The 24,404-nt window shown below is 66.5% G+C and carries 16 protein-coding genes; 10 read left to right on the top strand and 6 right to left on the bottom strand.

The genetic code is table 11. From position 1 onward, the window contains the following. Positions 1 to 3 precede the first annotated feature (3 nt). Positions 4 to 1,356, top strand: a complete 1,353-nt coding sequence (murL, locus tag K5K93_RS07390) for a UDP-N-acetyl-alpha-D-muramoyl-L-alanyl-L-glutamate epimerase (RefSeq protein ID WP_222390407.1) — start codon at positions 4 to 6, stop codon at positions 1,354 to 1,356. Continuing rightward, positions 1,337 to 2,746, top strand: a complete 1,410-nt coding sequence (murD, locus tag K5K93_RS07385) for a UDP-N-acetylmuramoyl-L-alanine--D-glutamate ligase (protein ID WP_222390406.1) — start codon at positions 1,337 to 1,339, stop codon at positions 2,744 to 2,746. The genes murL and murD overlap by 20 nt, the downstream gene beginning before the upstream one ends. A gap of 103 nt (positions 2,747 to 2,849) precedes the next feature. Here murD and K5K93_RS07380 read toward each other — a convergent pair whose 3' ends face one another. Then, complete coding sequence (locus K5K93_RS07380) at positions 2,850 to 3,437, bottom strand: SMI1/KNR4 family protein (protein WP_093817577.1); 588 nt, start codon at positions 3,435 to 3,437, stop codon at positions 2,850 to 2,852. Positions 3,438 to 3,566: 129 nt separating this feature from the next. Here K5K93_RS07380 and K5K93_RS07375 point away from each other — a divergent pair, with 129 nt between their 5' ends. Beyond that, positions 3,567 to 4,358 carry a dienelactone hydrolase family protein gene (locus tag K5K93_RS07375; protein WP_099783146.1) on the top strand — a complete coding sequence of 264 codons (792 nt, stop codon included), beginning with the start codon at positions 3,567 to 3,569 and terminating at the stop codon, positions 4,356 to 4,358. A gap of 71 nt (positions 4,359 to 4,429) precedes the next feature. On the opposite strand, the gene K5K93_RS07370 is transcribed toward K5K93_RS07375, so the two are convergent. Continuing rightward, complete coding sequence (locus K5K93_RS07370) at positions 4,430 to 5,428, bottom strand: polyprenyl synthetase family protein (RefSeq protein WP_080149467.1); 999 nt, start codon at positions 5,426 to 5,428, stop codon at positions 4,430 to 4,432. 203 nt (positions 5,429 to 5,631) lie between these two features. Between K5K93_RS07370 and K5K93_RS07365 the strand changes: the two genes are divergently transcribed. After that, positions 5,632 to 7,245 (top strand): alpha-glucosidase family protein, encoded by a 1,614-nt coding sequence (locus K5K93_RS07365; RefSeq protein WP_222390405.1) that lies wholly within the window; start codon positions 5,632 to 5,634, stop codon positions 7,243 to 7,245. A 405-nt stretch (positions 7,246 to 7,650) separates the two neighbouring features. On the opposite strand, the gene K5K93_RS07360 is transcribed toward K5K93_RS07365, so the two are convergent. Further along, entirely contained in the window at positions 7,651 to 10,410 is a 2,760-nt protein-coding gene (locus K5K93_RS07360) for a TonB-dependent receptor (RefSeq protein WP_222390404.1), read from the bottom strand. 196 nt (positions 10,411 to 10,606) lie between these two features. Continuing rightward, positions 10,607 to 12,661: a glycoside hydrolase family 97 protein gene (locus tag K5K93_RS07355; protein ID WP_222390402.1), complete on the bottom strand. Its 2,055-nt coding sequence runs from the start codon at positions 12,659 to 12,661 to the stop codon at positions 10,607 to 10,609. 236 nt (positions 12,662 to 12,897) lie between these two features. Here K5K93_RS07355 and K5K93_RS07350 point away from each other — a divergent pair, with 236 nt between their 5' ends. The 6 genes from K5K93_RS07350 to K5K93_RS07325 all read left to right on the top strand — a co-directional run bounded on the left by K5K93_RS07350 (position 12,898) and on the right by K5K93_RS07325 (position 19,675). Further along, positions 12,898 to 15,090, top strand: a complete 2,193-nt coding sequence (locus K5K93_RS07350) for a Six-hairpin glycosidase-like protein (protein ID WP_222390401.1) — start codon at positions 12,898 to 12,900, stop codon at positions 15,088 to 15,090. Next, complete coding sequence (locus K5K93_RS07345) at positions 15,087 to 16,574, top strand: MFS transporter (RefSeq protein ID WP_093817582.1); 1,488 nt, start codon at positions 15,087 to 15,089, stop codon at positions 16,572 to 16,574. Before K5K93_RS07350 ends, K5K93_RS07345 begins: the two co-directional genes overlap by 4 nt. Next, entirely contained in the window at positions 16,574 to 18,295 is a 1,722-nt protein-coding gene (locus K5K93_RS07340; protein ID WP_222390400.1) for an alpha-amylase family glycosyl hydrolase, read from the top strand. Before K5K93_RS07345 ends, K5K93_RS07340 begins: the two co-directional genes overlap by 1 nt. 126 nt (positions 18,296 to 18,421) lie before the next feature. Next, positions 18,422 to 18,808 (top strand): SseB family protein, encoded by a 387-nt coding sequence (locus K5K93_RS07335; RefSeq protein WP_032975874.1) that lies wholly within the window; start codon positions 18,422 to 18,424, stop codon positions 18,806 to 18,808. Between the two features lie 115 nt (positions 18,809 to 18,923). Next, positions 18,924 to 19,388, top strand: coding sequence for a GNAT family N-acetyltransferase (locus K5K93_RS07330; RefSeq protein ID WP_222390399.1), 465 nt, complete (start codon positions 18,924 to 18,926; stop codon positions 19,386 to 19,388). After that, positions 19,385 to 19,675: a hypothetical protein gene (locus K5K93_RS07325; protein ID WP_222390398.1), complete on the top strand. Its 291-nt coding sequence runs from the start codon at positions 19,385 to 19,387 to the stop codon at positions 19,673 to 19,675. The genes K5K93_RS07330 and K5K93_RS07325 overlap by 4 nt, the downstream gene beginning before the upstream one ends. Positions 19,676 to 19,845: 170 nt before the next feature. On the opposite strand, the gene K5K93_RS07320 is transcribed toward K5K93_RS07325, so the two are convergent. Both K5K93_RS07320 and K5K93_RS07315 read right to left on the bottom strand, forming a co-directional pair. Next, on the bottom strand, positions 19,846 to 23,424 hold the full coding sequence (locus tag K5K93_RS07320; protein WP_222390397.1) for a M1 family aminopeptidase: 3,579 nt from the start codon (positions 23,422 to 23,424) through the stop codon (positions 19,846 to 19,848). Positions 23,425 to 23,436: 12 nt separating this feature from the next. After that, positions 23,437 to 24,336: an ABC transporter ATP-binding protein gene (locus K5K93_RS07315; RefSeq protein ID WP_059063355.1), complete on the bottom strand. Its 900-nt coding sequence runs from the start codon at positions 24,334 to 24,336 to the stop codon at positions 23,437 to 23,439. Positions 24,337 to 24,404: the final 68 nt, after the last annotated feature.

Here is a 24,404-nt window from a genome sequence, read left to right as displayed (position 1 = left end):
ACCATGACTGCTTTCGATAAACACCAGGTTTCCCGCTTCCGCTTCGTCCGCTGCGAATTCGCCGCGGACACCGGCGTGGCCAAGCTGGTCTACGCCTTCGATGACGGCCCGGAAATGGTGGAAACCGTTACCGTGCCCGGCGCTCCGTTCGTGCTGGAACCGGCCCGTGCCGATGCCGTGCAGCGCGCGCTGCGGCTGCTGCACCTGATTGCCGGCGTGAGCTACTACAAGGCCGGGGTGCCCGATACGGTCAGCATCGACAGCTACAGCATCGATGCCGATACCGCAGCGCTGGTGGAGACCATCTACCTCAACGGCCTGGGCGAATTCGCCTACCGCAACGGCCTGAACCTGCGTGGGCGCTTCCGCCTGCCGGTGCAGGGCGAGGCGGTGCAGGCGCCGGTGCTGGGCCTGCAGGCGCATGCGCTGGTGGCCATCGGCGGTGGCAAGGATTCGCTGGTCAGCATCGAAGCGCTGCGCCGGGCCGGCGTGGACGAGACGGTGACCTGGATCGGGGGTTCGCAGTTGATCCGTGCCTGTGCCGAGCGCACCGGGCTGCCGACGTTGAACCTGGGCCGCGCGCTGGCGCCGGAGCTGTTCGAGCTCAACCGCCAGGGTGCATGGAACGGGCATATCCCGGTCACCGCGGTGAACTCGGCGATCATGGTACTGGCGGCGCTGCTGCAGGGTGTGGACCAGGTGGTGTTCTCCAACGAACGTTCGGCCAGCTACGGCAGCCAGATTCCGGGCACCGGCGAGGTCAACCACCAGTGGTCGAAGGGTTGGGCGTTCGAGCAGGCCTTCGGCATGTACCTGCAGAAACAGGTGGCCGCTGACCTGCAGTACTACTCGCTGCTGCGGCCGATGTCGGAGCTGGCGGTGGCCCGCCAGTTCGCCAAGAGTGATTTCTACGACGCGCATTTCTCCAGCTGCAACCGCAACTTCCACATCCTCGGCGAGCGCCCGGTGAACCGTTGGTGCGGCGTCTGTCCGAAGTGCCACTTCGTGTTCCTGGCGCTGGCCCCGTTCATGCCCAAGACCCGCCTGGTAAGCATCTTCGGGCGCAACCTGCTGGATGACATCGAGCAGGCTGGTGGCTTCGATGCACTGCTGGAATTCCAGGACCACAAGCCGTTCGAATGCGTGGGCGAAGGCCGCGAATCGCGTGCGGCGATGGCCACCCTGGCGCAGCGCCCGGAGTGGAAGGAAGACGTGCTGGTAAAGCGCTTCTGCAATGAAATCCAGCCGCAGCTGGATGCGGCCGAGCTGGAGCTTGCACCGCTGATGCAGCTGCAGGGCGACCATCGTATTCCGGCGACGCTGTGGGAACGGGTGCGTGAAGATTTCGCAGCTTGAAGGCAAGCGCGTAGCGCTGTGGGGCTGGGGACGTGAGGGGCGTGCTGCGTATGCGGTGCTGCGCGCGCGCCTGCCATCGCTTGGCCTGAGCCTGTTCTGCCCGGCCAGCGAGGTCGCGGCCGCGCGTGCGGAAACGCAGGGCGTGCTGGACGTGCGTGGTGAACCGTCGGCCGAGGCCCTGGCGGCATTCGAGGTGGTGATCAAGTCGCCGGGCATCAGCCCGTACCTGCCGATCGCGCTGGCGGCGGCGGAGCAGGGCACCCGATTCATCGGCGGCACGGCGTTGTGGTTTGCCGAACATGCCGATGCCGATGGCACCGTGCGCGACACGATCTGCGTGACCGGCACCAAGGGCAAAAGCACCACCACCGCGCTGGTCGCGCACCTGCTGCGCGCAGCGGGACATCGCACCGGCCTGGTCGGCAACATCGGCCTGCCACTGCTGGAAGTGCTGGACCCGCAACCGGCGCCTGCGTACTGGGCGGTGGAGCTGTCCAGCTACCAGACCGGCGAGGTCGCGCGCAGTGGTGCGCACCCGCAGGTGGCGGTGGTGCTGAACCTGTTCCCGGAACACCTGGACTGGCACGGCAGCGAACAGCGCTACATCGAAGACAAGCTGCAGCTGGTGACCGGGGCCGCGCCGCGCGTTGCCGTGCTCAATGCCGCAGACCCGCATCTGGCGGCGCTGTCGCTGCCCGGCAGCGAGGTGGTCTGGTTCAACCAGCCGCAGGGCTGGCACATGCGCGGTGACATCGTGCATCGCGGCGGGCAGGCGGTATTTGACACCCGCAATACGCCACTGCCTGGCCGCCACAACCGCGGCAACCTGTGCGCGGTGCTGGCCGCGCTGGAGGCACTGGGCCTGGATGCCGTGGCGCTGGCGCCGGCGGTGCAGGATTTCCGGCCGCTGCCGAACCGCCTGCAACGCATCGGCCAGGCCGATGGCCTGACCTACGTCAACGATTCGATCAGCACTACGCCGCATGCCAGCCTGGCGGCGCTGGAGTGCTTTGCCGGCCAGCGCATTGCGTTGCTGGTGGGCGGGCACGATCGTGGCCTGGACTGGACTGATTTCATGCAGCACATGGCGCACGACGTGCCGCCGGTGGAGATCGTGACGATGGGCAGCAACGGCCCGCGCATCCACGCGATGCTGCAGCCGCTGGCCGACGCCGGTCGTTTCGGCCTGCACGCCGCGGCCGATCTGCCTGATGCGATGTCGCTGGCGCGTCGCGCACTGGGCGGACAGGGTGGGGTGGTGCTGCTGTCGCCGGGCGCGCCGAGCTATGGCGCCTACCGCGATTACGTTGCACGCGGGCGGCATTTCGCCGAGCTGGCCGGGTTCGACCCGGATACGATCAGCGCGATTCCGGGCATCGGGATCGCCTGACGTCCGTGCCGGCCGGTGGCCGGCAACCCGGGGATTTCATCCACGCATGGCGTGGATCTACTGGAGAGCCGAGCCCACGCCGGCTGCCGTCACCACGACACGGTCAACGTTCCTCGTCGAGGAAGCTGTAGTCGCGATCGATCAGCTGCTGCAGGTACGCATCGAAGCTGGGCGCGATGACCGCGTAGCTGTCCGGGTCGTGCAGGTAGCGCACCACCTGGCCAACGCTGCCGCCGGGTGCGGGATCGAAATCCAGGTACAGCATCGAGGTGCCGCCGTTGTTCATGCAGTGCGAGAAGCACAGGCGGCGGCTCATCGGCAGGTCGGCATCGATGCCGGCACCGAGGATCTCCGGTTCTTCTTCCAGCCATTCCTCGTAGATGGAACGGATGCTGTCGTCCCATTGCTGCTGGTCTTCGAAGATCTGCGCGATGGAGCGCAGGTAGTACGGGTAGTCGCCCACGTCCGAGCCCAGCATCAGCACGCAGACCTCGCCCTTCGGATAGTCGCGGAAGTGCGTGCCGTCCACGCGCGAAAGCAGCTCGACCAGGCTGTCGGGCACCTGCGGCCATTGCGCGCGCAGGCGTTGCAGGTCGGCCTCGCTGGCGCCTTCGGTCCACGCCCATTGCGGGGCATCTTCCTCGGGCAGTCGCGGGATCAATCCAGACAGAAAGCGATCAACAAGGTTCATGCAGAAAAGGGGACGGAGGGGATCAAGTCGTATCCAACCACACCTGCGTCACGCCGCCAATGCAGAATGCGACGCGGGAGGGGCGATTACGGCTTAATCCCCTCCGTCCCCTTTTTCTGGAGCAGGCGCATGAACCGTTGGCGTTGCGGGGTGGCGATGGTACTGGGGCTGGCAGCGATGCCAGCGTGGGCGGCGATGAAGACCCAGCCGGTGGAGTGGAAGCACCAGGGCACGACCTTCAGTGGCGTGCTGGTCTATGACGATGGAGATGCTGACAAGCGTCCCGGCCTGGTGATGGTGCCGAACTGGAAGGGCGTGAACGAATCGGCCATCGAGAAGGCCAAGCAGCTGGCGGGCGATGACTATGTGGTGCTGGTGGCCGATGTGTACGGCAAGGGCGTGCGGCCGAAGACCGATGCCGAGGCCGGACCGGTGGCGACCAAGCTGCGCAACGACCGGCCGCTGCTGCGGGCGCGAGCGCTGGAGGCGGTCAACGTACTGAAGGCGCAGGCGGGCAAGGCGCCGCTGGACGCCAGCCGGATCGGCGCAGTGGGCTTCTGCTTTGGCGGCACCACGGTGCTGGAACTGGCCCGCGCCGGCGCGCCGCTGGCGGGCGTGGTCAGCCTGCATGGCGGGCTCGGCTCCCCCTTGCCGGCGCAGGCCGGCGGCAGCCACCCGTCGGTGCTGGTGCTGAACGGCGCCGACGACAAGAGCGTGACCGCCGAGGATATCGGCAGTTTCCAGAAGGAAATGGATGCGGCCAAGGTGGACTGGGAGTTCACCAACTACAGCGGTGCGGTGCACTGCTTTGCCGAGCGCGATGCCAACAGCCCGCCGGGCTGCCAGTACAACGAACGCGCCGCCAAGCGCGCCTGGAAGGCACTGGATGAGTTCTTCGAGGAGCGTTTCGAGAGGCGTTGAAAAGGTGTGCCGACCAACGGTCGGCACCCACCCGTTCTTGCAGGTGCCGACCGTTGGTCGGCACTCCTCCATCAATGCGAACGCTGTACCGCGTAGCGGGCCAGGCCGCGCAGGGCGGCGACGGCATCGTTGTCGGCCAGGCCGTCAAGCGCCCGTTCGGCGGCCTCTGCATATTCCTCGGCACGACGGCGGCTGTATTCCAGGCCGCCGGTGGCGTGGATCGCCGCCAGCACTTCCGGCATCGCCGAGGCGTCACCGTTCTGCACGATCGCGCGCAGGCGCTGGCGGGTGGCCTCATCGGAGTGGGCCATGGCATGGATCAGCGGCAGCGTCGCCTTGCCTTCGGCCAGGTCGTCACCCAGGTTCTTGCCCAGCTCGTCGGCGTTGGCCGAGTAATCCAGCACGTCATCGGCGATCTGGAAGGCGTAGCCCAGGTGCATGCCGTAGTCGTACAGGGCCTGCTGGGTGGCTTCATCGACGCCGCTGGCCAGTGCGCCCAGGCGCGTGCCGGCGGCGAACAGCACCGCGGTCTTGCGCTCGATCACGCGCAGGTAGGCGGCTTCGTCGGTATCCGGGTTGTGCACGTGCAGCAGCTGCAGCACCTCGCCTTCGGCGATGCGGTTGGTGGTGTCTGCCAGGATCTGCATCACCGGCATCCGGTCCAGCTCGACCATCAGCTGGAAGCTGCGCGAGTACAGGAAGTCGCCCACCAGCACGCTGGGCGCGTTGCCCCACAGTGCATTGGCGGTGCTGCGGCCGCGGCGCAGGCTGGATTCGTCCACCACGTCGTCGTGCAGCAGGGTGGAGGTGTGGATGAACTCGATGATCGCTGCCAGCTGGTGGTGCTCGGGGCCGGAGCCGCCGACCGCATGGCCGGCCAGCATCACCAGCATCGGCCGCAGGCGTTTGCCGCCAGCGGAGATGATGTGGTCGGCGATCTGGTTGATCAGCACCACATCCGAGGACAGCCGGCGGCGGATCAGGGCATCGACGGCAGCCATGTCGGCTGCGGCAAGCGACTGGATCTGGGACAGGCCCAGGGCGGGACGGGTGTCTTCGGTGATGGTCATGCGATCAGGCTTTCAGGCTCATCCCTGATTATAGGCGTTGCCTGTGAATTCGGGCGGATGGCGTCACCGGCGCGTGAGCCGGACCGGCCGGGCGTGAATACGTATGCAGGCAGCGCCATCGTCGGGGAGCCGCCGCTAAGCTTGCGGGAGCAGGATTTCGGCCCGCTTCCGGCGGGCCCCGCATGCCCGGAGGGGGGCTGTCGATGTCGCACTATCCATGGTGGCGCGGAGCCGTCATCTACCAGATCTACCCGCGCAGTTTCCTCGACGCCAACGGCGACGGGGTAGGCGACCTGCCCGGCATCATCCAGCGCCTGGACCATATCGCCGCGCTGGGCGTGGATGCGATCTGGATCTCACCGTTCTTCCGATCGCCGATGGCCGATTTCGGCTATGACATCGCCGACTACCGCGATGTCGATCCGCTGTTCGGCAGCCTGGACGACTTCGACCGGCTGCTGGCCAAGGCCCACGGCCTGGGCCTGAAGGTGATGATCGACCAGGTGCTCAGCCACACCTCGATCGAGCATGCCTGGTTCCGCGAGAGCCGCCAGGACCGCAGCAACCCGAAGGCGGACTGGTATGTGTGGGTGGATCCGCGCGAAGACGGCACGCCCCCCAACAACTGGCTGTCGCTGTTCGGCGGCGGCGCCTGGCAGTGGGAGCCGCGCCGCGAGCAGTACTACCTGCACAATTTCCTGGTGGACCAGCCGGACCTGAATTTCCACAACCCGCAGGTGCAGCAGGCGACCCTGGACAACGTGCGCTTCTGGCTGGACAGGGGTGTGGATGGCTTCCGCCTGGATGCGATCAACTTCTGCTTCCATGACGCGCAGCTGCGCGACAACCCGCCCAAGCCGGCCGACAAGCGCGTCGGCCGCGGTTTCAGCGCGGACAACCCGTACGCCTACCAGTACCACTACTACAACAACACCCAGCCGGAGAACCTGCCGTTCCTGGAGCAGCTGCGCGCCCTGCTGGACGAGTACCCGGGGGCGGTGAGCCTGGGCGAGATCTCCTCGGAGGATTCGCTGGCGACCACCGCCGAATACACCCAGGATGGCCGCCTGCACATGGGCTACAGCTTCGAGCTGCTGGTCAACGATTACAGCGCGGCCTACATCCGCGACACCGTTTCGCGCCTGGAAGCGGCAATGACCGAAGGCTGGCCGTGCTGGGCGGTGTCCAACCACGATGTGGAGCGGGCGGTCAGCCGCTGGGGTGGCCGTCCGGCCGACCCTCGCCTGGCGCGGATGCTGGTGGCGCTGCTGTGTTCACTGCGCGGTTCGGTCTGCCTGTACCAGGGGGAGGAACTGGGCCTGGCCGAGGCCGAAGTACCATTCGAGGCGCTGCAGGACCCGTATGGGATCACCTTCTGGCCCAACTTCAAGGGGCGCGACGGCTGCCGCACGCCGCTGCCGTGGATCGACGCGCCGCTGGCCGGCTTCACCACCGGCAAGCCGTGGCTGCCGATCCCGGCCGAGCACCAGGCGGCGGCCGTGGCGGTGCAGGCGCAGGATCCGCATTCGGTGCTGTCGGCCTTCCGCAGCTTCTTGGCCTGGCGCCGTACCCAGCCGGCCCTGCTGCACGGTGACATCCGGTTCCTGGACAGTGCCGAGCCAGTGCTGCTGTTCGAGCGTATGCTTGCAGATGAAACTCTCCTGCTCGCCTTCAACCTGTCGGCCGAAGCGGTGAGCCATCCGCTGCCGGCGGGCAACTGGCAGCAGGTGGTTGTGCCGGGCCCGGATGCGGGGACGGTGCAGGGCAATGAACTGCAGCTGCCGCCGCGTGCGGTGTATTGCGCACGACGCAGCTGACCGATTTCTCCGGTGGCGGTACTTGCGGGGACGGGGCCGAAGCGCCCCGTCCCTTTTTTGTGGGTGCGGTTCCGGTGCAGCGTATCCACGCATGGCGTGGATCTACCGGGGGGGGGCGAATGAATGCCCGCCACGCATCGATTGCGATGCGGTGGGGGAGATCCACGCCATGCGTGGATGAGTGATGCAACGGTAGATCCACGCCATGCGTGGATGGGGCCGTACCGATCACGCTTCACTGGCCATCGCGTTGTGCGCACAAAGGAAAACCCGCTGCCTGCGCAGCGGGTTTCCGGTCCTGTTCCCTGTGTCCTGTCGCCGGGCATGGCCCGGCGCTACCGATGGGGGTGCCGGCCAGCGGCCGGCACTACCGAGTCCTGTCGCCGGGCATGGCCCGGCGCTACCTCAGAACTTGTAGTTCACGCCCAGCATGTAGGTGCGGCCCCACTCGATGTACTCCAGCGGGCGATCCTTGGTGCCGGCGTAGGTGCGGTACGGCTCGTTGGTCAGGTTGCTTCCCTGCAGCAGCAGGGTCAGCCCACGCAGGCTGCTGCTGTCGCTGAAGGTGTAGCTGATCTGCGCATCGGTCACGTTCTCGCCCACGACATAGCGCAGGGTGCGGTTGCCGTTGAAGTTGCCGATCTCGCCGATGAAGTCCGAACGGCGGCGCTGGCTCACGCGTGCTTCAAAGCCACTACGCTCGTAGTAGGCAGTGAAGTTGTACACGCGCTTGGACAGGCCGGGCAGGCTGATCGGGTCGGTGCCCACGCTGGACGCGCTTTCCGGATCCAGGATCTGGATGTCGCTCTTGTTGAAGGTCGCGCTGGCCTGCACGCCGAAGCCACGCAGGCTGTCGGTCAGCATTTCCAGCGGGAACGACGCGGTCAGCTCCAGGCCCTTCAGGGTGCCGCCCTTGCCATTCACCGGAGTCGAGAACGTGCCGGTCGGCAGCACCGGCACCACCATGCCCGGCGGCGGCACATAGTTGCCCAGCAGGCCGGTGAAGTCGTAGTTGTCCACCGACTGGGTGTAGACGTAGCTCTTCAGGTCCTTGTAGAAGATCGCGGCAGCCACATAGGCCTTCTCACCGAAGTACTTCTCATAGGACAGGTCCAGTGCGGTGGCGCGCCACGGGTCCAGCCGCGGGTTGCCGCCACTGCCGCCGGGGCGGCCGGTACCGGTATCGACGCCGAACTCCAGGCCCGCGCGCATCTGGTCCACGCGCGGGCGCGCGACCTGCTTGGCTGCGGCAAAACGCAGGGTCTGCTCATGCGGGAACATGAAGGCCAGGTTCAAGCTGGGCAGCCAGTCGTTGTACTTGCGGCCGTCCGAGTAGGGCTGGATGTTGTTGCCGGCCGCCTGCGAGCTGTCCCAGTAGCGCGAGTCCGAGCTCTGGTCGGTGTGCTGCATCTGCACGCCGATGTTGCCGCGCACGCCCACCACGCCGATGTCGGTGTTGATGTTCAGGCGCGCCCAGGCGGTGGTGATCTTCTCCTGCACCGTCCACGACTTGGGAATCAGGTAGTCCAGGTTGTCGACCGGATTGAAGGTCATGTAGCGACCGACCGCGCCAGGCACGTTCCAGGCCGGGATGGTGCCCAGGCCGGCGAAGCCGAGGTTGACCGGGCGGTACTGCAGATCCGATGCGATGTTGGCATCGCCCTGCGCGCCCAGCAGGATGTTGCCTTCGGACTGGGTCTTCACCTTGCGGCGGTCGGCATGGTTCACGCCGATATCCAGGTCCGGTGCCCACGAGGCGATCGCTTCGGGCAGGGCGATGGTCGCGGCCAGCTTGCCGCCCTTCAGGCGGTCTTCCACCTGCGGCACCTTGCCGTAACCAGAACCGTAGATGGTGTTGGTCAGGAACAGCGCGTCCGGGTTGGAGTAGTCCAGGCCGGGGCTGATCTGCGAGAAGCCATCCTGGCGGAACTGCACACCGACCGTATCCAGTTGCGGCATCGGGGTCAGCTGCAGGTTGTTTTCCAGGTTCAGTTCGTCGCGAGTGGCCTTGGAATAGTTCAGGTCGGCAACCAGCTTGACGCTGCCGAAGGTGAACTCGTTGTTCCAGCCGAACGCATCGATCTTGTCCTTGCGCTTGTTGTACATGCCGCGCACCAGCGGGTACACGCCACTGGCGGTGCCACCGGTGAAGGTGCCATTGGCGTTGACCTGCGGGTTGCTGACCAGCAGTCCCGGGGTGTAGCCGCCGTTGTAGTTGCTGAGGTTGAGCTCGAACTGGTTGGCGGTGTCGACCTGTTCCGCTTCGGTATGGAACGCGTCGAAGGTGCTGGTCCAGCTGTTGTTCGGCCGGAACTGGATCGTGGCCATCACACCGTCGCGCTTGTTGTTGCCGGTGCGGCGCAGCGCCTTGATGCCGTCGGTGAAGTAGGTGCCAGCGGCAACACCGGGGCGGTTGCCGTTGGTGGTGTGCTCGGTGGTCCACGGCTCGTACAGGCCCACCTGGTTTTCCTGGATCGGCATGTCGCTGTGCGCGTAGCCGATGGCGATGCCGAGGGTCTTGTCCAGGAACTGGTCGATGTAGCTGGCGCTGAAGCGGTTGCCGTACGGGTCGGTGTCGGCGGCGCGGCCCAACGAACTCTTCTGGTAGCGGCCGCTGACGGCGATGACGCGGTCGGGGAAGCTGAGCGGACGTGCGGTCTGCATGTCGATGGTGCCCGACAGGCCCTGGCCGACCAGCGCTGCATCGGGGGTCTTGTACACGGTCACGCCGTTGACCAGCTCGGACGGATACTGGTCGAACTCGACGCCGCGGTTGTCGCCGGTGCTGACCACTTCACGCCCGTTGAGCAGGGTGGTGGCGAAATCCGGCGACAGTCCGCGCACGCTGATCACCTGCGCACGACCGGCCACACGCTGTGCGGCAAGGCCAGGCAGGCGCGAGATCGATTCGGCGATGCTGACGTCGGGCAGCTTGCCGATGTCCTCGGCGGAGATGGCCTCGACCACCGAGGTGGCGTCCTGCTTGGTGGCGATGGCGCTTTCGATGCCGCGACGGATGCCGGTGACCTGCACGGTGTCCAGGTTGGTGGCGGCGGTGCCGGTTGGCGGGGTTGCCGTGCTCTGCGTGGACTGCGCTGCTGCCAGCGATGGCGCCAGTACGACGGCCAACGCGATGCTCAGCGCACTGCGCTTGTGGTTCAACATTTTCCCCTCCCAGGCAATGTTGTAGTGCGATTCGTGGTCGTCCCGATGGTGTCGAGGACGTGCGACGCGGTGGCCGCTGTCGTCGCCGCTATGGTAGGCAGCGCGTTCTTCGTGGGAATCACCCTGCATACGTATTCAATGGCGTTTGCAGGGTTGTAATCGCTTCCAGATCATCATTACGGCACTACCTGCGCATTCACAGCGGTGTGAAGCGGATGGCCTGTCCGCCGCCCGGCGCCAGCACCAGCGTGAGTGAATCGGTGCTGCTGACCTCGCGTGTTTCGCGCTTGAAGGCGAAGGGACTGCTGCGGAAATCCGCGCCATCGCCATCGCGGTAGACCTCGGCGCGGTAGCGCACGCCCGGCTCCAGGAAACCCAGCGACACCGGCAGTACGCGGCCGTTCTCGTCGGTGATGCTGCCCAGGAACCAGTCACGGCTGTTGCGGTCGCGGCGCACGATCGTCACGTAGTCGCCGACCTCGCCATCGAGCACGCGGCTCTGTTCCCAGTCCACCGCCACGTCCTCGATGAAGCGGAACGCTTGGCGGTGCTGCAGGTAGTGCTCGGGCAGGTCGGCAGCCATCTGGATAGGGCTGTACAGCACCACATACAGCGCCAGCTGGCGGGCCAGCGTGCTGGGAATGGCCTGGCCGTGGCGACCCTTCAGGCTGAGGATGCCGGGCGTGTAATCCATCGGCCCGGCCAGCATGCGGGTGAATACCAGGTTGACCTCATGCTCGGGCGGGTTCGGTGGCTGGCCCCAGGCGTTGTATTCCATGCCACGTGCGCCTTCGCGGGAAATCCAGTTCGGGTAGGTGCGGCGCAGGCCGGTGTCCTTGATCGGCTCGTGCGGGTTCACCGACAGGTGCCGGCGGGCGGCTTCCTGCACCACCTTCAGGTGATGGCGGGCCATGAACTGCCCGTCGTGCCACTCGCGCCACAGCGGGCCACCGGCCGGATTGCGGCGATCAACCTGGCCGTCGTCGCAGACGTAGCCGGTCTTGAACTGGTCCACGCCCAGCCGCGCATACAGATCCAGCGCAGCACCCAGCTGGTCTTCGTAGTGTTCGATCGCGCAGCCGGTTTCATGGTGGCCGATCAGGTGCACGCCCTTCTTCCGCCCGTACGCCGACAATGATTCGATGTCGAAATCCGGCGTGGCGCGGGTGAAGTCGAAGTCGTAACCGTTGCCGACCCAGTTGCCGTCCCAGCCAGGGTTCCAGCCTTCCACCAGCACACCTCGGAAGCCGTGCGCGGCGGCGAAATCGATCACCTTCCGCGTCTTTGCGGTGGTGGCCGCATGCTTCGGTCCGGTGGCCCAGCTCTCTTCATCCAGGTGCATCGACCACCACACGCCCAGATACTTGGCCGGTTTCACCCAGCTCACATCGCCCAGCGCATTGGGCTCGTTGAGGTTGAGGATCAGGTCGGACTCGACCAGGCCGCCGGCACGGTCGGCGATCTGCAGGGTACGCCATGGCGTGGCGAAGGGCAGGGCGCGGCGCACCTTCCAGCCTTCGGCCGAAGGCGAAAGCTGGGCGCGCAGGCGCTGGCCCTCGGTGCGGCGCAGCCACATGCCCGCGTAGTCGACCAGTGCCGCCTCATGGATGGCCACGTGCAGGCCGTCGTGGCTGCGCAGGGTCATCGGCGTGTGCACCAGCGGCACTTCGCGCAGCGGGGTGCGCTGGTACAGGTATTCGTAATGGATCGGCTCGCCCGCGGGTATCCACCATGCGGTGGACTCCGGCGCGATGGCGAACTCGGTCAGCTCGTCATCGATGATCGCTTCGCGCAGGTTCGGCTGCTCGGGGAACACGTAGCGGAAGCCCAGGCCGTCGTCGTAGACGCGGAACACCAGGTCCAGCCGGCGCTTGCTGCCGGTGGTTTCGGCCAGGTGCACGATCAGTTCGTTGAAGTGGTTGCGGGTGAGCCGGCGCTCGCCCCAGGGCTGTTCCCAGCTGTCGTCGACACTGCGCCGTTCCTGCGCCAGCAGGCTGAAGTCGCGGTCGAGGCGACCATCGCGCAGTTCAAAACCCAGCTTCGAATCGGCCACCACGGTCTGGCCGAGGCGCTCGACGCGGTAGCGCGCGGTACCGCCGTCCAGCACCAGGCTGACCTTCAGCACCTTGTCCGGTGATTCGACGCTGGCGACCTGCGGCGCCGCCGCCTGTGCCAGCGCGGCCAATCCCAGCAGGGCCAGGCCGAAAGCGTGCGCGAACACTGCGCGTACCGTTGTGGGTGACGTCGGCATTTCCCCTCCCAAGGCGCCGTTGACAGACCCGGACCATAAGCCAGGCCGACAGGCCTGCCGGTACTGCACGCCATGAATACGTATGCAGCTGGACGCAGTCGACAGCCCCGCGTCTACCATGGGGCCAGGGCACCTTGAGGGAGGTGCCGCGCCCGCACGCCGGCAACGGCAGTGCGGACCCACAACGGTGCAGAGAGGGAGGGAGGTCGACGGGCGCAAGCCGGTCTGCCGCTTCGATGCTGAAGATCATTTGCCTGACCGCTGCCCTGGGGGCAGCGCTGGGGACGGCCGCGCACGCGGCCGACCTGACATTCGACGGCCGCCAGGCGCGCGCCGAATCCGCTGCCAAGGGTAGCTTTGTGCTGCATGCGCCGAAGGGTGAGGTGCGCATCGCCGCCGCGCCCATGCGCAGCCAGACCGGCAGCGTGATGTTCGATGCGCTGTTCGCGCTGGCCCAGCAGGAAATGGACCAGGACCGGGTGGATGCCATCCGCGATCCGGCCTTCGACGAAGGCCGTCCGGTACCGTGCGAGTGCTTCCAGACCGGCGCGCGCTGGCCGTATGTGTGGACGCGTGACGTCAGCTTTGCAGCCGATCTGGCGCTGGCCAAGCTGGACCCGAAGCGCACCCGTCAGTCGCTGCAGTTCAAGTTGTCGGCGGCGCGCGACGGGCATACGCCGGGCCTGTTCGTGGCCCAGGACACCGGCTCCGGTGGCAGCTGGCCGATCAGCAGCGACCGCGTGGTGTGGTTCCTCGCTGCCCGACACCTGCTGGATGATCCTGCGTTTGCCGAGCAGGTCTGGCAGGCCCTGCAGGGCACATTGGCGCAGGACCGGGCGATGGTCTTCGACCCGCAGGTGGGCCTGTATCGCGGCGAGACCTCGTTCCTTGACTGGCGCGAGCAGACCTATCCGGACTGGACGCGCCAGGACGTGCGCTTCATCGGTGATTCCTACGCGCTGTCCACCAATGTGCTGCATTACCAGGCGCTGCGCCTGGCGCAGCAGATGGCCGCGCAGCTGGGCGACGAGCGCAGCGAGCAGTACATGGCCTGGGCCGATGCACTGGCGGTGCAGATCGACGCGCGCTTCTGGCGCGAAGACATGGGCCAGTACATGAGCTACATCGGCGAAGCGGCGCACCCGGTGCCGTACGCCAAGATCGATCTGCTCGGCCTGTCGCTGGGCATCCTCGCCGACGTGCTGCCTGCTGAGCGTGCGCGTCGGGCGCTGGCGGGCTATCCGATGGGCGCTGCCGGCAGCCCGGTGGTGTGGCCGCAGGAAGCGCAGCAGCCGATCTACCACAACCGTGCGATCTGGCCGTTCGTCAGCGCGTACTCGCTGCGCGCGGCGCGCAAGGTGGACGATGCGCCGCGCATTGCTGCCGAGATCCGCTCGCTGATGCAGGGGGCGGCGCTGGCAGGTTCCATCATGGAGAACTACGAGCTGGTCAGCCAGGCCGTGCACGTGGACGAAGGCGCGTTGAGCGGGCCGGTGGTCAACTCCGAGCGCCAGCTGTGGTCGGTGGCCGGCTATCTGTCGATGGTCACCGAGGGCGTGTTCGGCGTGCAGGACGACGGTCGCGTGCAGCCCAAGCTGCCGGCCGAGCTGGTGCCGGAGCTGTTCGGAAAGCAGAAGCGGATCAGTCTGGAGGCGGGCGGCAAGCGCTATGTGCTGGAGCGCCCAAGGCAGCTGGGCGCTGGCTTGTTGATCGCGGGAAAAACGCGTACGCGCGGCACCACGACCACCGTGCAGCTGGTCGCTGCGCCGGCAGCCGTGAGCCGTGATGTGCCGCGTGCCGATGCCAATGCACGAGCACCGGCCACGCCGCTGGCACCGCAGGCAAAGCGCAGTGGCAAGGGCTGGTCGGTCGCGGTGGCTGCCGGCCAGGTCCTCTGGCAGGACGGTGTCGCGGCCACGGCCAGCAAGGGCCAGGTGCGCGTCGGCGATGATGGCCTGCAGCACTGCCTGAGCCTGACCCGGCGCGAAGGTGCGCTGGAATCCCTGCACAGCCCGATGGTCTGCGTCGGCCCGCAGCAGGTGCTGCGGGGCAGCCGGCAATGGCAGTTCAATGCAGCCAGGGCGGGCCACGTGCGCCTGCGCCTGCAGTACAGCAACCCGAACGGCCCGATCAACACCGGTGTGACCGCGGCGGTGAAGCAGCTGGCCGTGCAGTGCAAGGGCCAGCCTCCGCAGCGGCACACGGTAACGCTGCCGCACAGCGTGGCGGCGCAGGACTCGACCGCGGCAACCTTCGCGGTACCCAAGGGCCGCTGCACGGTGACGCTGGAAGAGGGCTTCAACATGAGCGCGCTGCAGCACTTCGCGCACTACACCGGCGGCAAGGGCGGTCGTGATGGCGTGCTGAACCAGGCCCAGGTGCAGGCGCTGAAGATTGCGCCGGTGGCGGCAGCAGAGGACGCACGATGAGCCGTCCTGCAAAACCGCAGTTGTCGTTCTGGCAGATCTGGAACATGTGCTTTGGCTTCCTTGGCATCCAGTTCGGCTTTGCCCTGCAGAACGCCAACGCCAGCCGCATCTTCGAAACACTGGGTGCGGACATGGACGCGGTGCCCGGACTGTGGATCGCCGCACCGCTGACCGGCCTGCTGGTGCAGCCGGTGATCGGCTACCTGTCCGACCGCACGTGGACACGCTGGGGACGGCGCCGCCCGTTCTTCATGATCGGCGCGGTGCTGACCACGCTGGCCCTGCTGGTGATGCCGAACTCGCCGACGCTGTGGATCGCGGCTGGCACGCTGTGGGTGCTGGACGCCTCGATCAACGTGTCGATGGAGCCGTTCCGCGCTTTCGTTGGCGACCAGCTGGCACCGCGGCAGCGCCCGGCGGGCTATGCCATGCAGAGCTTCTTCATCGGCGTCGGCGCGATCGTTGCCAGCTTCCTGCCCTTCATCCTGGCCCACTTCGGCGTTGCCAACACGGCAGCGGCGGGCGAGGTGCCCGATACCGTGCGCTATGCGTTCTACTTCGGCGCGGTGGTGCTGCTGGCGGCGATCACCTGGACGGTGGTCAGCACCCGTGAGTATTCGCCCGACGAGCTGGCCAGCTTCGATGATGCCGAACCACCGGCGCATCACGCCGGGGCCGCGGTCACCGGGCCCGCGCCGTGGACCCAGGTTGCGCTGTGGCTCGGTCTCGGTGCGCTGCTGGCGGTACTGATCGCGTGGCGCCACGGCGACAAGATGCTGTACGTGCTGGCCGGCCTGTGCGCGGGTTACGGCGCACTGCTGGCGGCGGCGCGGGTACTACCGGGCACGCACATGCTGGCCGCCATCGTCGGCGACCTGCGCGCGATGCCGATCACCATGCGCCGGCTGGCCTGGGTGCAGTTCTTTTCCTGGTTCGCCCTGTTCGCGATGTGGATCTTCACCACGCGTGCGGTGGCCGGCATGCATTTCGGTTCCACCGATGTTGAATCGGCGGCCTACAACGAAGGTGCCAACTGGGTGGGCGTGCTGTTCGGTGCCTACAACGGCTTCGCCGCACTGGCCGCGCTGCTGATCCCGCCGATGGTGCGGGCGATCGGCCTGCGCTGGAGCCACCTGGTCAACCTGTGGCTGGGTGGGGCAGGGCTGATCTCGATGATGTTCATCGACGATCCGCAGTGGCTGCTGCTGTCGATGGTCGGCGTCGGCTTTGCCTGGGCCTCGATCCTGTCGCTGCCCTATGCGCTGCTGTCGGACAGCGTCCCGGCAGCGAAGATGGGCGTGTACATGGGCATCTTCAATTTCTTCATCGTGATCCCGCAGCTGGTCGCGGCCAGCGCGCTCGGTTTCGCCCTGCGTGCATGGCTGGGGGGCCAGCCGATGCATGTCCTGGTGCTGGGTGGCTGCAGTCTGTTGATTGCCGGTCTGTGCGTGTTGCGGGTTCCGTCCCGTCCGGAGGTGGTGTGATGCGTGGTGCCCTGTCTGCTGCTGTATACCTTGTGCTGTTCGCTGGCCATGCTTCGGCTGCGCCACGCCCGGCCTATGTTGGTACCACCGAGCCGTTCGCCAGTGACGCGGTGTACTTCGTGGTCACCGACCGCTTCGTCAACGGCGATCCGTCCAACGACCATCGCGACCAGGGCGGCAAGCACCGTACCTTCGATATTCCGGTGCCATGCCCGGACAGGGTGGACGGCAACATCGGCTATCTCGGTGGCGATTTCCGTGGCGTGCTCGACAATGCCGACTACATCCGCAACCTCGGTTTCGGCGCGGTGTGGATCACGCCCATCGTCGACAACCCGGACGAAGCCTTCACCGGCAGCAAGCCGATCAGCTGTACCAGCACCCTGACCGACCGTGGCAAGACCGGCTACCACGGCTACTGGGGCATCAACTTCTACACGCTGGACGAGCACCTGCCGAGCAGGGACCTGGATTTTGCCGGGTTGACCAAGGGCCTGCACGGCGCCGGCCTGAAGGTGGTGCTGGACATCGTCGGCAACCATGGTTCGCCGGCCTGGACCATGCCCAAGCGGCAGCCGCAGTTCGGCCAGATCTTCGACAAGGACGGCAGGCTGATTGCCGACCACCAGAACCTGCCGCCACAGAAGCTGGACCCGAAGCACAATCCGCTGCACGCGTTCTACAACAACGTCGGTCCGGTCGACAGCAAGGACGGCTCGATCTTCGATGGCAACCTGGCCGAGCTGGGCGACTTCAACCAGGACAACCCGGCAGTGATGGAGTACCTGGTAGGGGCGTACCTGCAGTGGACCGCGCAGGGCGTGGATGCGCTGCGCATCGATACCATCGGCTGGCTGCCGCATCCGTGGTGGCACGAGTTCGTCAACCGCATCCGCGCGCAGCATCCGGGCATGTTCATGTTCGGCGAAGCGTTCGACTACAACGCCGCCAGCATCGCCGAACACACCTGGCCGGCCAACGCCAATGTCAGCGTGCTCGACTTCCCGCTGCGCGGCGCGCTGGAGCAGGCCTTCGGCAGCGCCGGCAAGGGCTTTGAAACGCTGGCTGAGCCGCTGCACCTGACCGGTGGCCCGTACGCCAACCCGTATGAGCTGATGAGTTTCTACGACAACCACGACATGCCGCGCCTGCAGGCCAGCGACAGCGGCTTCATCGACGCGCACAACTGGCTGTTCACCGCGCGCGGCATTCCGGTGGTCTATTACGGATCGGAAACCGGCTTCATGCGCGGCCGTGCGGAGCACGCCGGCAACCGTGCCTACTTTGGCCAGCCGCGGGTGGATGCAGCCCCGCAGAGCCCGATCTTCGCCCCGCTGCAGCGCATCGCCACGCTGCGCGGGAGTACGCCGGCGTTGCAGCGCGGCCTGCAGGTGAACGAACGTCTGCAGGGCGATGAAGCGGTGTTCTTCCGTGTGCTGCAGCATGGCGACGTGGCGCAGACCGCGCTGGTGCTGCTGAACAAGGGCGATGCCGCGAAGACCTTCAGCGTGGACCGCTACCTGCAGCCCGGCCTCTGGCGCGACGCGTCGCTGGACGGCGGCCAGGTGACGGTGAAGGGCAGCCTGAAGGCGGAGGTGCCGGCGCACGGGGTGAAGGTGTTTGTGCTGGATGCGGACGTGCAGCAGCCGGCCCTGCAGGCCGAACTGGACAAGGCCATGGCCGATCAGCAGGCACGCGACCAGCGGCTTCGGAAACGGTAGTGCCGGCCGCTGGCCGGCAGCCTCTTCGTCGTTGGACCCAATGCAGTTGCCGGCCAGCGGCCGGCACTACCCGGTCCGGCGGCATCCGGCACAATAGGCACCCCCCTGATGCCGCGCCGTACTGCCATGACCGACCTTGCCCCGCAGACCCCGATCGAAACCCTGCTCAAGGCCGCGATGGACGGAACGGTGCCCATCCGCGCGTTCATGGAGGCCTTCGTTGCTTCCCAGGTGGTGCTGCTGACCGGCAGCCTGGTCACGCCCGATGGGAGTGGCTTCGATCCGCTGCTGTTCGACAAGCAGGGCACCCTGCACGTGGCCGTGTTCACCGATCCGGCGCGGGTGGGCATCTACAGCCAGCAGGCCGAGCATCAGGTCCGCTGGCTGATGCTGGACGTGCTGCGCCGCGTGCCGGGCGGCTACGGCGTGGTGATCAACCCGGGTACTACGCTGGGCTTCGAGATCTCGCCCAGCGGCGTCGGCGAGATCCTGAAGGACTTCGCGCAAGGCTGATTGCCCGCCCGCTGTAGCACGAGCCCATGCCCGGTGTCGGCGGGTCAGCAGTTTGCAGTGGCTGCAGACGTGAAGCATGCTTGCCTGAAGGACGATCAGGACAGCGAGGTTACCCATGGAGTTCAGGATGCTGGCGCCGGCAGCGCCGGAGTGCGAGCAGCTGGCGCAGTGGTATCACGCGCAGTGGGGAAAGGATGCAGGCTTCACTCTGGAAGATGAGCGTCTGCGGCTGCGCAAGCCCAAGGACGCGCAGGGATTCCCGCATCTGCTGGCGGCAATCGACGATGGGCAGGTGGCCGGCGCCGTGCAGCTCAAGCGCGGTGAGATGCCCGGTTTTCCCGAGTATGAGCACTGGCTGGGAAGCGTGTATGTGGCCGACAGCCAACGCGGGCGAGGGTTGGCCAGCACGCTTGTCGAACACGCGGTGAAGCACGCCCGGTCGATGGGCATATCGCAGCTCTACCTGCAGACCGAGTCGCTGGACGGTGGTCTGTATGCGCGATTGGGGTGGAAGCCCGTTGTCGAGTCCGACACGCGTGGCTTCCCTGTGCTGGTGATGGTCCGCGGGTTGAGCGCATGAGCACCGCCTCGGCCCGCCATTCCCGTCTTGCCCTGGCCTTCCTGATCGGCGCCATCGTCGCAGCCCTCATCGCCATGCCATTGCTGCGCGCGGTCGGAATCGTGCAGTGGCCGGTGTTCGTCATCGCCTGGCTGATCAATCTTGGCGCGGCCTGGCATCTGGGCGTTTGGGCAGGGCTGCAGGGCCGTTCGCAGTTTGCCTTCATGTTGCTGGCTGCACTCGGCACCGTGGCGTCGATCGTGATCTACGTGCTGCTGGCGGTGCTGGGGCCGAAGGCCGGTTCGTAGGGCCCCGCAGCGTAGCCCAGGGCGTCAACCGGTCAGTACGGCATCCACGCCGCGCATGGATGCATTCCAGTAGATCCACGCCATGCGTGGATGCATTCCCGTAGATCCACGCCATGCGTGGATGCCGCAGCAGATCAGTGCCGGCCCGAAGGCCGGCACCGCCACTCACATCACATCGTCACCTTGCGCCGGTTGTCTTCGCTCACCCGGTCGATCAGCTTGTTGTACGGATCGAAACCGGCCTCGTCCGGCTTGGCATCCACCGTCATCGTGATCGTCGGCGCTGCCGTGGTGATGTGATGGCGCTGCAGGTACAGCACCTTCTGGTCGCGTTCCTTGCCCGAGGGACCATTGGCGAACACACCGATCTCGACCCAGTCGTCCAGCGTGGCCGGCGTTTCCTTGCCCTGGCCATCGGCATGGACCTTGGCGGCGTGCAGCTTCAGGGTGACGTCGTAGCGGCCATCGGCACGATTGCGCGCGCTGGCGGTCTCCAGCCGGTTGTCGTACAGCGTGATCTTCTCGAACAGATCGGTCAGCAGCTGCTGGCGGTCGGCCGGGGTCTCCGCACGCAGGTAGTCCAGCAGCTCCCGCGAGGTGGTGTACGGCGGCTGCTGGTAGCCCTTGTCCTGCAGGAAGCGCTGCAGGGCACGGTTCAGCGCCTGTTCGCCGATTTCCTCACGCAGGCGGTAGAACACCAGCGAACCCTTGCGATAGTGGATGTACTGCTGGTTCTCCACCCGTTCCAGCGGCAGTTCCTCGATGCGCTCGCCGCCCCGGCCGGCCAGGTAGCGGTCCAGTTCGGTCTTCAGGAACTGGCGCATGTGCGCGCGGCCGTACTCCTTTTCCATCACCATCAGCGCCGAGTACTGCGACAGCGATTCGGACAGTACCGTGGCGCCCTGCACGTTGGCACCGATCACCTGGTGCGCCCACCACTGGTGTGCGATCTCATGCGCGGTGACGTAGAACACGTAGTCCACCTTGTCCGGGTCACGCAGGTCGGCGATGAAGCCGATCGACTCGGAGTAGGGGATGGTGTTGGCGAAGGACTGGGCAAAGCTCTGGTAGCCCGGGAACTCGATGATGCGCACCTGGCGGTGCTGGTAGGGCGTGAAGTTGGCCTCGTAGTAGGCCAGCGACTTCTGCACCGCCTCGATCATGCGATCCACGTTGTAGGCGTGGGCCGGGTCGAAGTACACCTCGATCGGAATGTCCTTGTACATGCCCTTCTTCACCTGCCAGCGCGCCGACAGGTAGGCGTAGAAGTTGAGCATGGGCCGGTCCATCGCATAGCTGAAGCAGCGGCGACCGTTCACGGTGGTCTCGTGCTGCAGGTAGCCCGGGGCCAGCGCGACCTGGTCCGGTGCGGTGCAGATGGTGGTACGGAAGTCCAGCCAGTCGGCGTCGTCGGAGATGTAGGTGTTGGCACGTGCTGCTTCATCCTCCAGCTTCGGCATGCGGGTCGGCTCACCCAGCCCGCGCTTGCGCCGTTCGTTGCGGTCCTCCAGCTCGCCGCGCGGGTCGTAGCCGAATGACGGCAGCAGGGTGCTGTTGAAGAACGTGCCGTTGTCCACGATGTTGCTGGGTGCCTGGCCGGCGGTGATGCCCTTGGGTCGTTGTTCGACACGGAAATGCACCTGGCGCTGCTCGCCGGGTTGCAATGGCGTGGCCAGGCGGTAGATGCGGTAACCCAGGTCGACGTCATGGAAGGCCAGGGTCTGCCCGCCCAGGTCGACCTTGACCAGATTGCGGTCATCGCCCATCGCGATGTGGATGTCACTGATCGGGGCAGCGTGGGTGTTGCGCACCGTCCAGTCGGCATCGATGACCATCGACTGGGTTTCCGGTTGCAGGTCCACGCGGTTGTCGACGGCGACGATGCGCGGTTGCGGCAGGTTCCTGTACTTGGACAGCTCGCGCTCGTAGCGCACCTGCAGGTCGCGCTGCTGGTCGGGAGACAGGAATTCATTGCGGATGTTGGTGCTCCAGTACAACCATCCGCCGAGCGCGACAAAGCCGAGCAGGGATACGGCAAAGCCCGCGCCGGTCGGACCGCGCAGGCGGCGTGCCGCCAGCTTCAACCGGTCACGCGCACTGGCGCCGACGCCGCGCACCCAGAACGCGGAGGCAAGGAACAGCAGCGCGGCCAGCAGCAGGCCCCAATAGGCCTGGAAGACCAGCTGCCCAGGCAGGAAGTGGCCGTAGCCGTTCATGTCCGAGTACGGGGCGTTGGGCCAGTTGCCGAAGTTGTACAGGTTCTGGGTGAAGTCCAGCAGGCCCAGCGCGACCTGCGCGATCATCACCACGATCAACAGCGCGTAGCCGAAGAACTTGTTGTTGGTCAGGACCTGCAGGACCAGCGCCATGCCGCCCATCAGCACATAGAACACCGAACCGAGGGCCAGCACCTTCAGGTACAACAGCGGCTCCAGGTGGGTATATCCCTGCACCAGCTGCATCGCCATCGACACCACCGCACCGATGGCCTGGAAGCAGGCGACGATCACCACCAGGGTGGTCAGCCGGGCCAGCAGCGGTACCCAGTTGGGTACGGGCATGGCGTCGTTGACTTCGTTCAAGCGGACCGCGCGCTCCTTCCAGACCAGTTCGCCGGAATAGAACAGCACGATGATCACCAGCAGCCAGCTGTAGGCGCCCTGCAGGGCCGACAGCATTTCGGTGGTGACCGGCCAGATCGGCGTGCCATAGACCGCGCTCTGGTGCAGGGCGGCGGGGATGAAGTTTGCCAGGCCCAGCACCAGCAGCACGATGAACGGCACCCCGCGCAGGACGCCGAGGGTGTCAAAGCGCACCTGGCGCACGAACTGGTGCCAGCCGGTTGCCGCGCTGAAGCGGGGGCGCACGCGCGGCGCGGTGATCGCCGCCGGTCGCGGCGCATCGGCGCTGGCCACGGCCTGGCGACGGCCCCAACGCCTTCGTCCACTGCCGGTACGCTCGGTGCGGAACAGAGCGAAGGTGGCGGTGAACAAGACGGCGGCCACGCCCAGCCACAGGGCACGGTTGGCCAGCAGGTAGCCCGCCACCTCGGGCAGGCGGGTGTTGCTCTGCTCGGCGGCCCAGTAGCGGACCGTGCGGCCGAGCGCGCGCATGCCCAGTGGCTCGGTCAACGTGGCGATCCAGACGTTGTCGATATCGCTCAGCAGCGAGGCACTCACGCCATACAGCACGAAGTAGCCGACCAGGCCGATGTAGACCCACAGGATCGAGCGCGTCAGCGCCGCCAGCAGCGACAGCAGGGCGGTGGTGAACAACACGTTGGGCAGCACGATCCAGGTGAAGGTCCAGGCGTAGCTGGCCAGCGAAACCGGGCCGACGCGCGCCTTGTCCACCCAGGGCATGAACGGCCCCAGGAAGATGCCCAGCGCGATGATCAGGTAGACCACCAGGCTGGCGCAGATCGCTGCCAGGATGCGTCCGGCCAGGTAGTCGCGGCGCTTGATCGGGCTTGCGAAGATCAGCTCCGAGGTGCCCAGCTCGAAGTCGCGCAGCAACGCATTGCTGACGAACAGGGTGGACACCAGCATGCCCATCATGGTGAAGATGCCCATGAAGCGCGCGATGACGATCGGCGCATTGCTGTGCACGTTGTTGACGCCGCCGCCGATCTGTACGGCTTCGGAGGAGGCGGCGGCGAAGGCCAGCGCGGCGAACAGGAACGCCAGCAGCCACAGCAGCGGCGAACGCAGCTGCTCGCGCAGCTCGAAGCGGAAGAAGGTGAGGATCATGGTGTGCTCCGCTCAGGCTGCACGGGCACGCGCCTGCAGGCGCAGGCGCTGGAAGTACACATCCTCGAGATCGGGGGCGACCGCAGTGAAGCCATCACCGGGGTCGCTGGCGCTGTGCACGTGGATCACCGGGCGGCCGCCGACCAGGCGCGAGGACAGCACCGTGTAGCGCGCCTCGTGGTCGGCCAGTTCGGAAGGCTCCACCTGCTTGCGCCAGACCTGCTGCTGCAATGCCTCGATGGCATCGGTGGGACGACCGGTCAGCAACACCTGGCCCTTGTTCATGATCGCCATGGTGGGGCACAGGTCGGTCACGTCCTCGACGATGTGGGTGGACAGGATCACCGCCACGTTCTCGCCGATGGCCGCCAGCAGGTTGAGGAAGCGGTTGCGTTCTTCCGGGTCGAGGCCTGCGGTGGGTTCGTCGACGATCACCAGGCGCGGGTCGCCCAACAGCGCCTGGGCGATGCCGAAGCGCTGGCGCATGCCGCCGGAGTAGGTGCCCAGCTTGCGCTTGCGTGCATCCCACAGGTTCACCTGCTGCAGCAGGCCATCGACCACCTCGCGGCGCTGACCGCGCTGGGTCAAGCCCTTCAGTACGGCAAAGTGTTCCAGCAGGTCCAGCGCGCTGACCTTCGGGTACACCCCGAAATCCTGCGGCAGGTAGCCCAGGCGGCGGCGCACCGCATCCTTGTCGCGCAGCACGTCGATCGGCGATTCACCCGGAATGCTCAGGGTGGCACTGCCGCTGTCGGCCTCCTGCAGGGTGGCCAGCGTGCGCATCAGCGAGGATTTCCCCGCGCCGTTGGGCCCGAGCAGGCCAAACATGCCGCGGGGAATATCCAGGGTGACGCCGTTCAACGCGTGTACGCCGTTGGCGTACGTCTTGGACAGCGAATCGATCTTCAGCATGCGACGTACACCTTTCCGTGTGTTGATCTGCTGTTTATCGCGCTGAACGGGGGCGGCGTCATGCCCCT

The sequence above is a fragment of the Stenotrophomonas sp. DR822 genome, from assembly GCF_019793815.1.
Lineage (GTDB): Bacteria > Pseudomonadota > Gammaproteobacteria > Xanthomonadales > Xanthomonadaceae > Stenotrophomonas > Stenotrophomonas indicatrix.
The sequence above is the reverse complement of the archived record's forward strand: the minus strand, read 5'-3'. Positions and strand labels throughout refer to the sequence as shown.

Excerpts from the sequence above, each read along its gene's own strand:
- murL (WP_222390407.1), top strand. The coding sequence starts at position 4 with ATGACTGCTTTCGATAAACACCAGGTTTCCCGCTTCCGCTTCGTCCGC.
- K5K93_RS07380 (WP_093817577.1), bottom strand. The coding sequence starts at position 3,437 with ATGAACCTTGTTGATCGCTTTCTGTCTGGATTGATCCCGCGACTGCCC.
- K5K93_RS07375 (WP_099783146.1), top strand. The coding sequence starts at position 3,567 with ATGAACCGTTGGCGTTGCGGGGTGGCGATGGTACTGGGGCTGGCAGCG.
- K5K93_RS07370 (WP_080149467.1), bottom strand. The coding sequence starts at position 5,428 with ATGACCATCACCGAAGACACCCGTCCCGCCCTGGGCCTGTCCCAGATC.
- K5K93_RS07365 (WP_222390405.1), top strand. The coding sequence starts at position 5,632 with ATGTCGCACTATCCATGGTGGCGCGGAGCCGTCATCTACCAGATCTAC.
- K5K93_RS07360 (WP_222390404.1), bottom strand. The coding sequence starts at position 10,410 with ATGTTGAACCACAAGCGCAGTGCGCTGAGCATCGCGTTGGCCGTCGTA.
- K5K93_RS07355 (WP_222390402.1), bottom strand. The coding sequence starts at position 12,661 with ATGCCGACGTCACCCACAACGGTACGCGCAGTGTTCGCGCACGCTTTC.
- K5K93_RS07350 (WP_222390401.1), top strand. The coding sequence starts at position 12,898 with ATGCTGAAGATCATTTGCCTGACCGCTGCCCTGGGGGCAGCGCTGGGG.
- K5K93_RS07345 (WP_093817582.1), top strand. The coding sequence starts at position 15,087 with ATGAGCCGTCCTGCAAAACCGCAGTTGTCGTTCTGGCAGATCTGGAAC.
- K5K93_RS07340 (WP_222390400.1), top strand. The coding sequence starts at position 16,574 with ATGCGTGGTGCCCTGTCTGCTGCTGTATACCTTGTGCTGTTCGCTGGC.
- K5K93_RS07335 (WP_032975874.1), top strand. The coding sequence starts at position 18,422 with ATGACCGACCTTGCCCCGCAGACCCCGATCGAAACCCTGCTCAAGGCC.
- K5K93_RS07330 (WP_222390399.1), top strand. The coding sequence starts at position 18,924 with ATGGAGTTCAGGATGCTGGCGCCGGCAGCGCCGGAGTGCGAGCAGCTG.
- K5K93_RS07325 (WP_222390398.1), top strand. The coding sequence starts at position 19,385 with ATGAGCACCGCCTCGGCCCGCCATTCCCGTCTTGCCCTGGCCTTCCTG.
- K5K93_RS07320 (WP_222390397.1), bottom strand. The coding sequence starts at position 23,424 with ATGATCCTCACCTTCTTCCGCTTCGAGCTGCGCGAGCAGCTGCGTTCG.
- K5K93_RS07315 (WP_059063355.1), bottom strand. The coding sequence starts at position 24,336 with ATGCTGAAGATCGATTCGCTGTCCAAGACGTACGCCAACGGCGTACAC.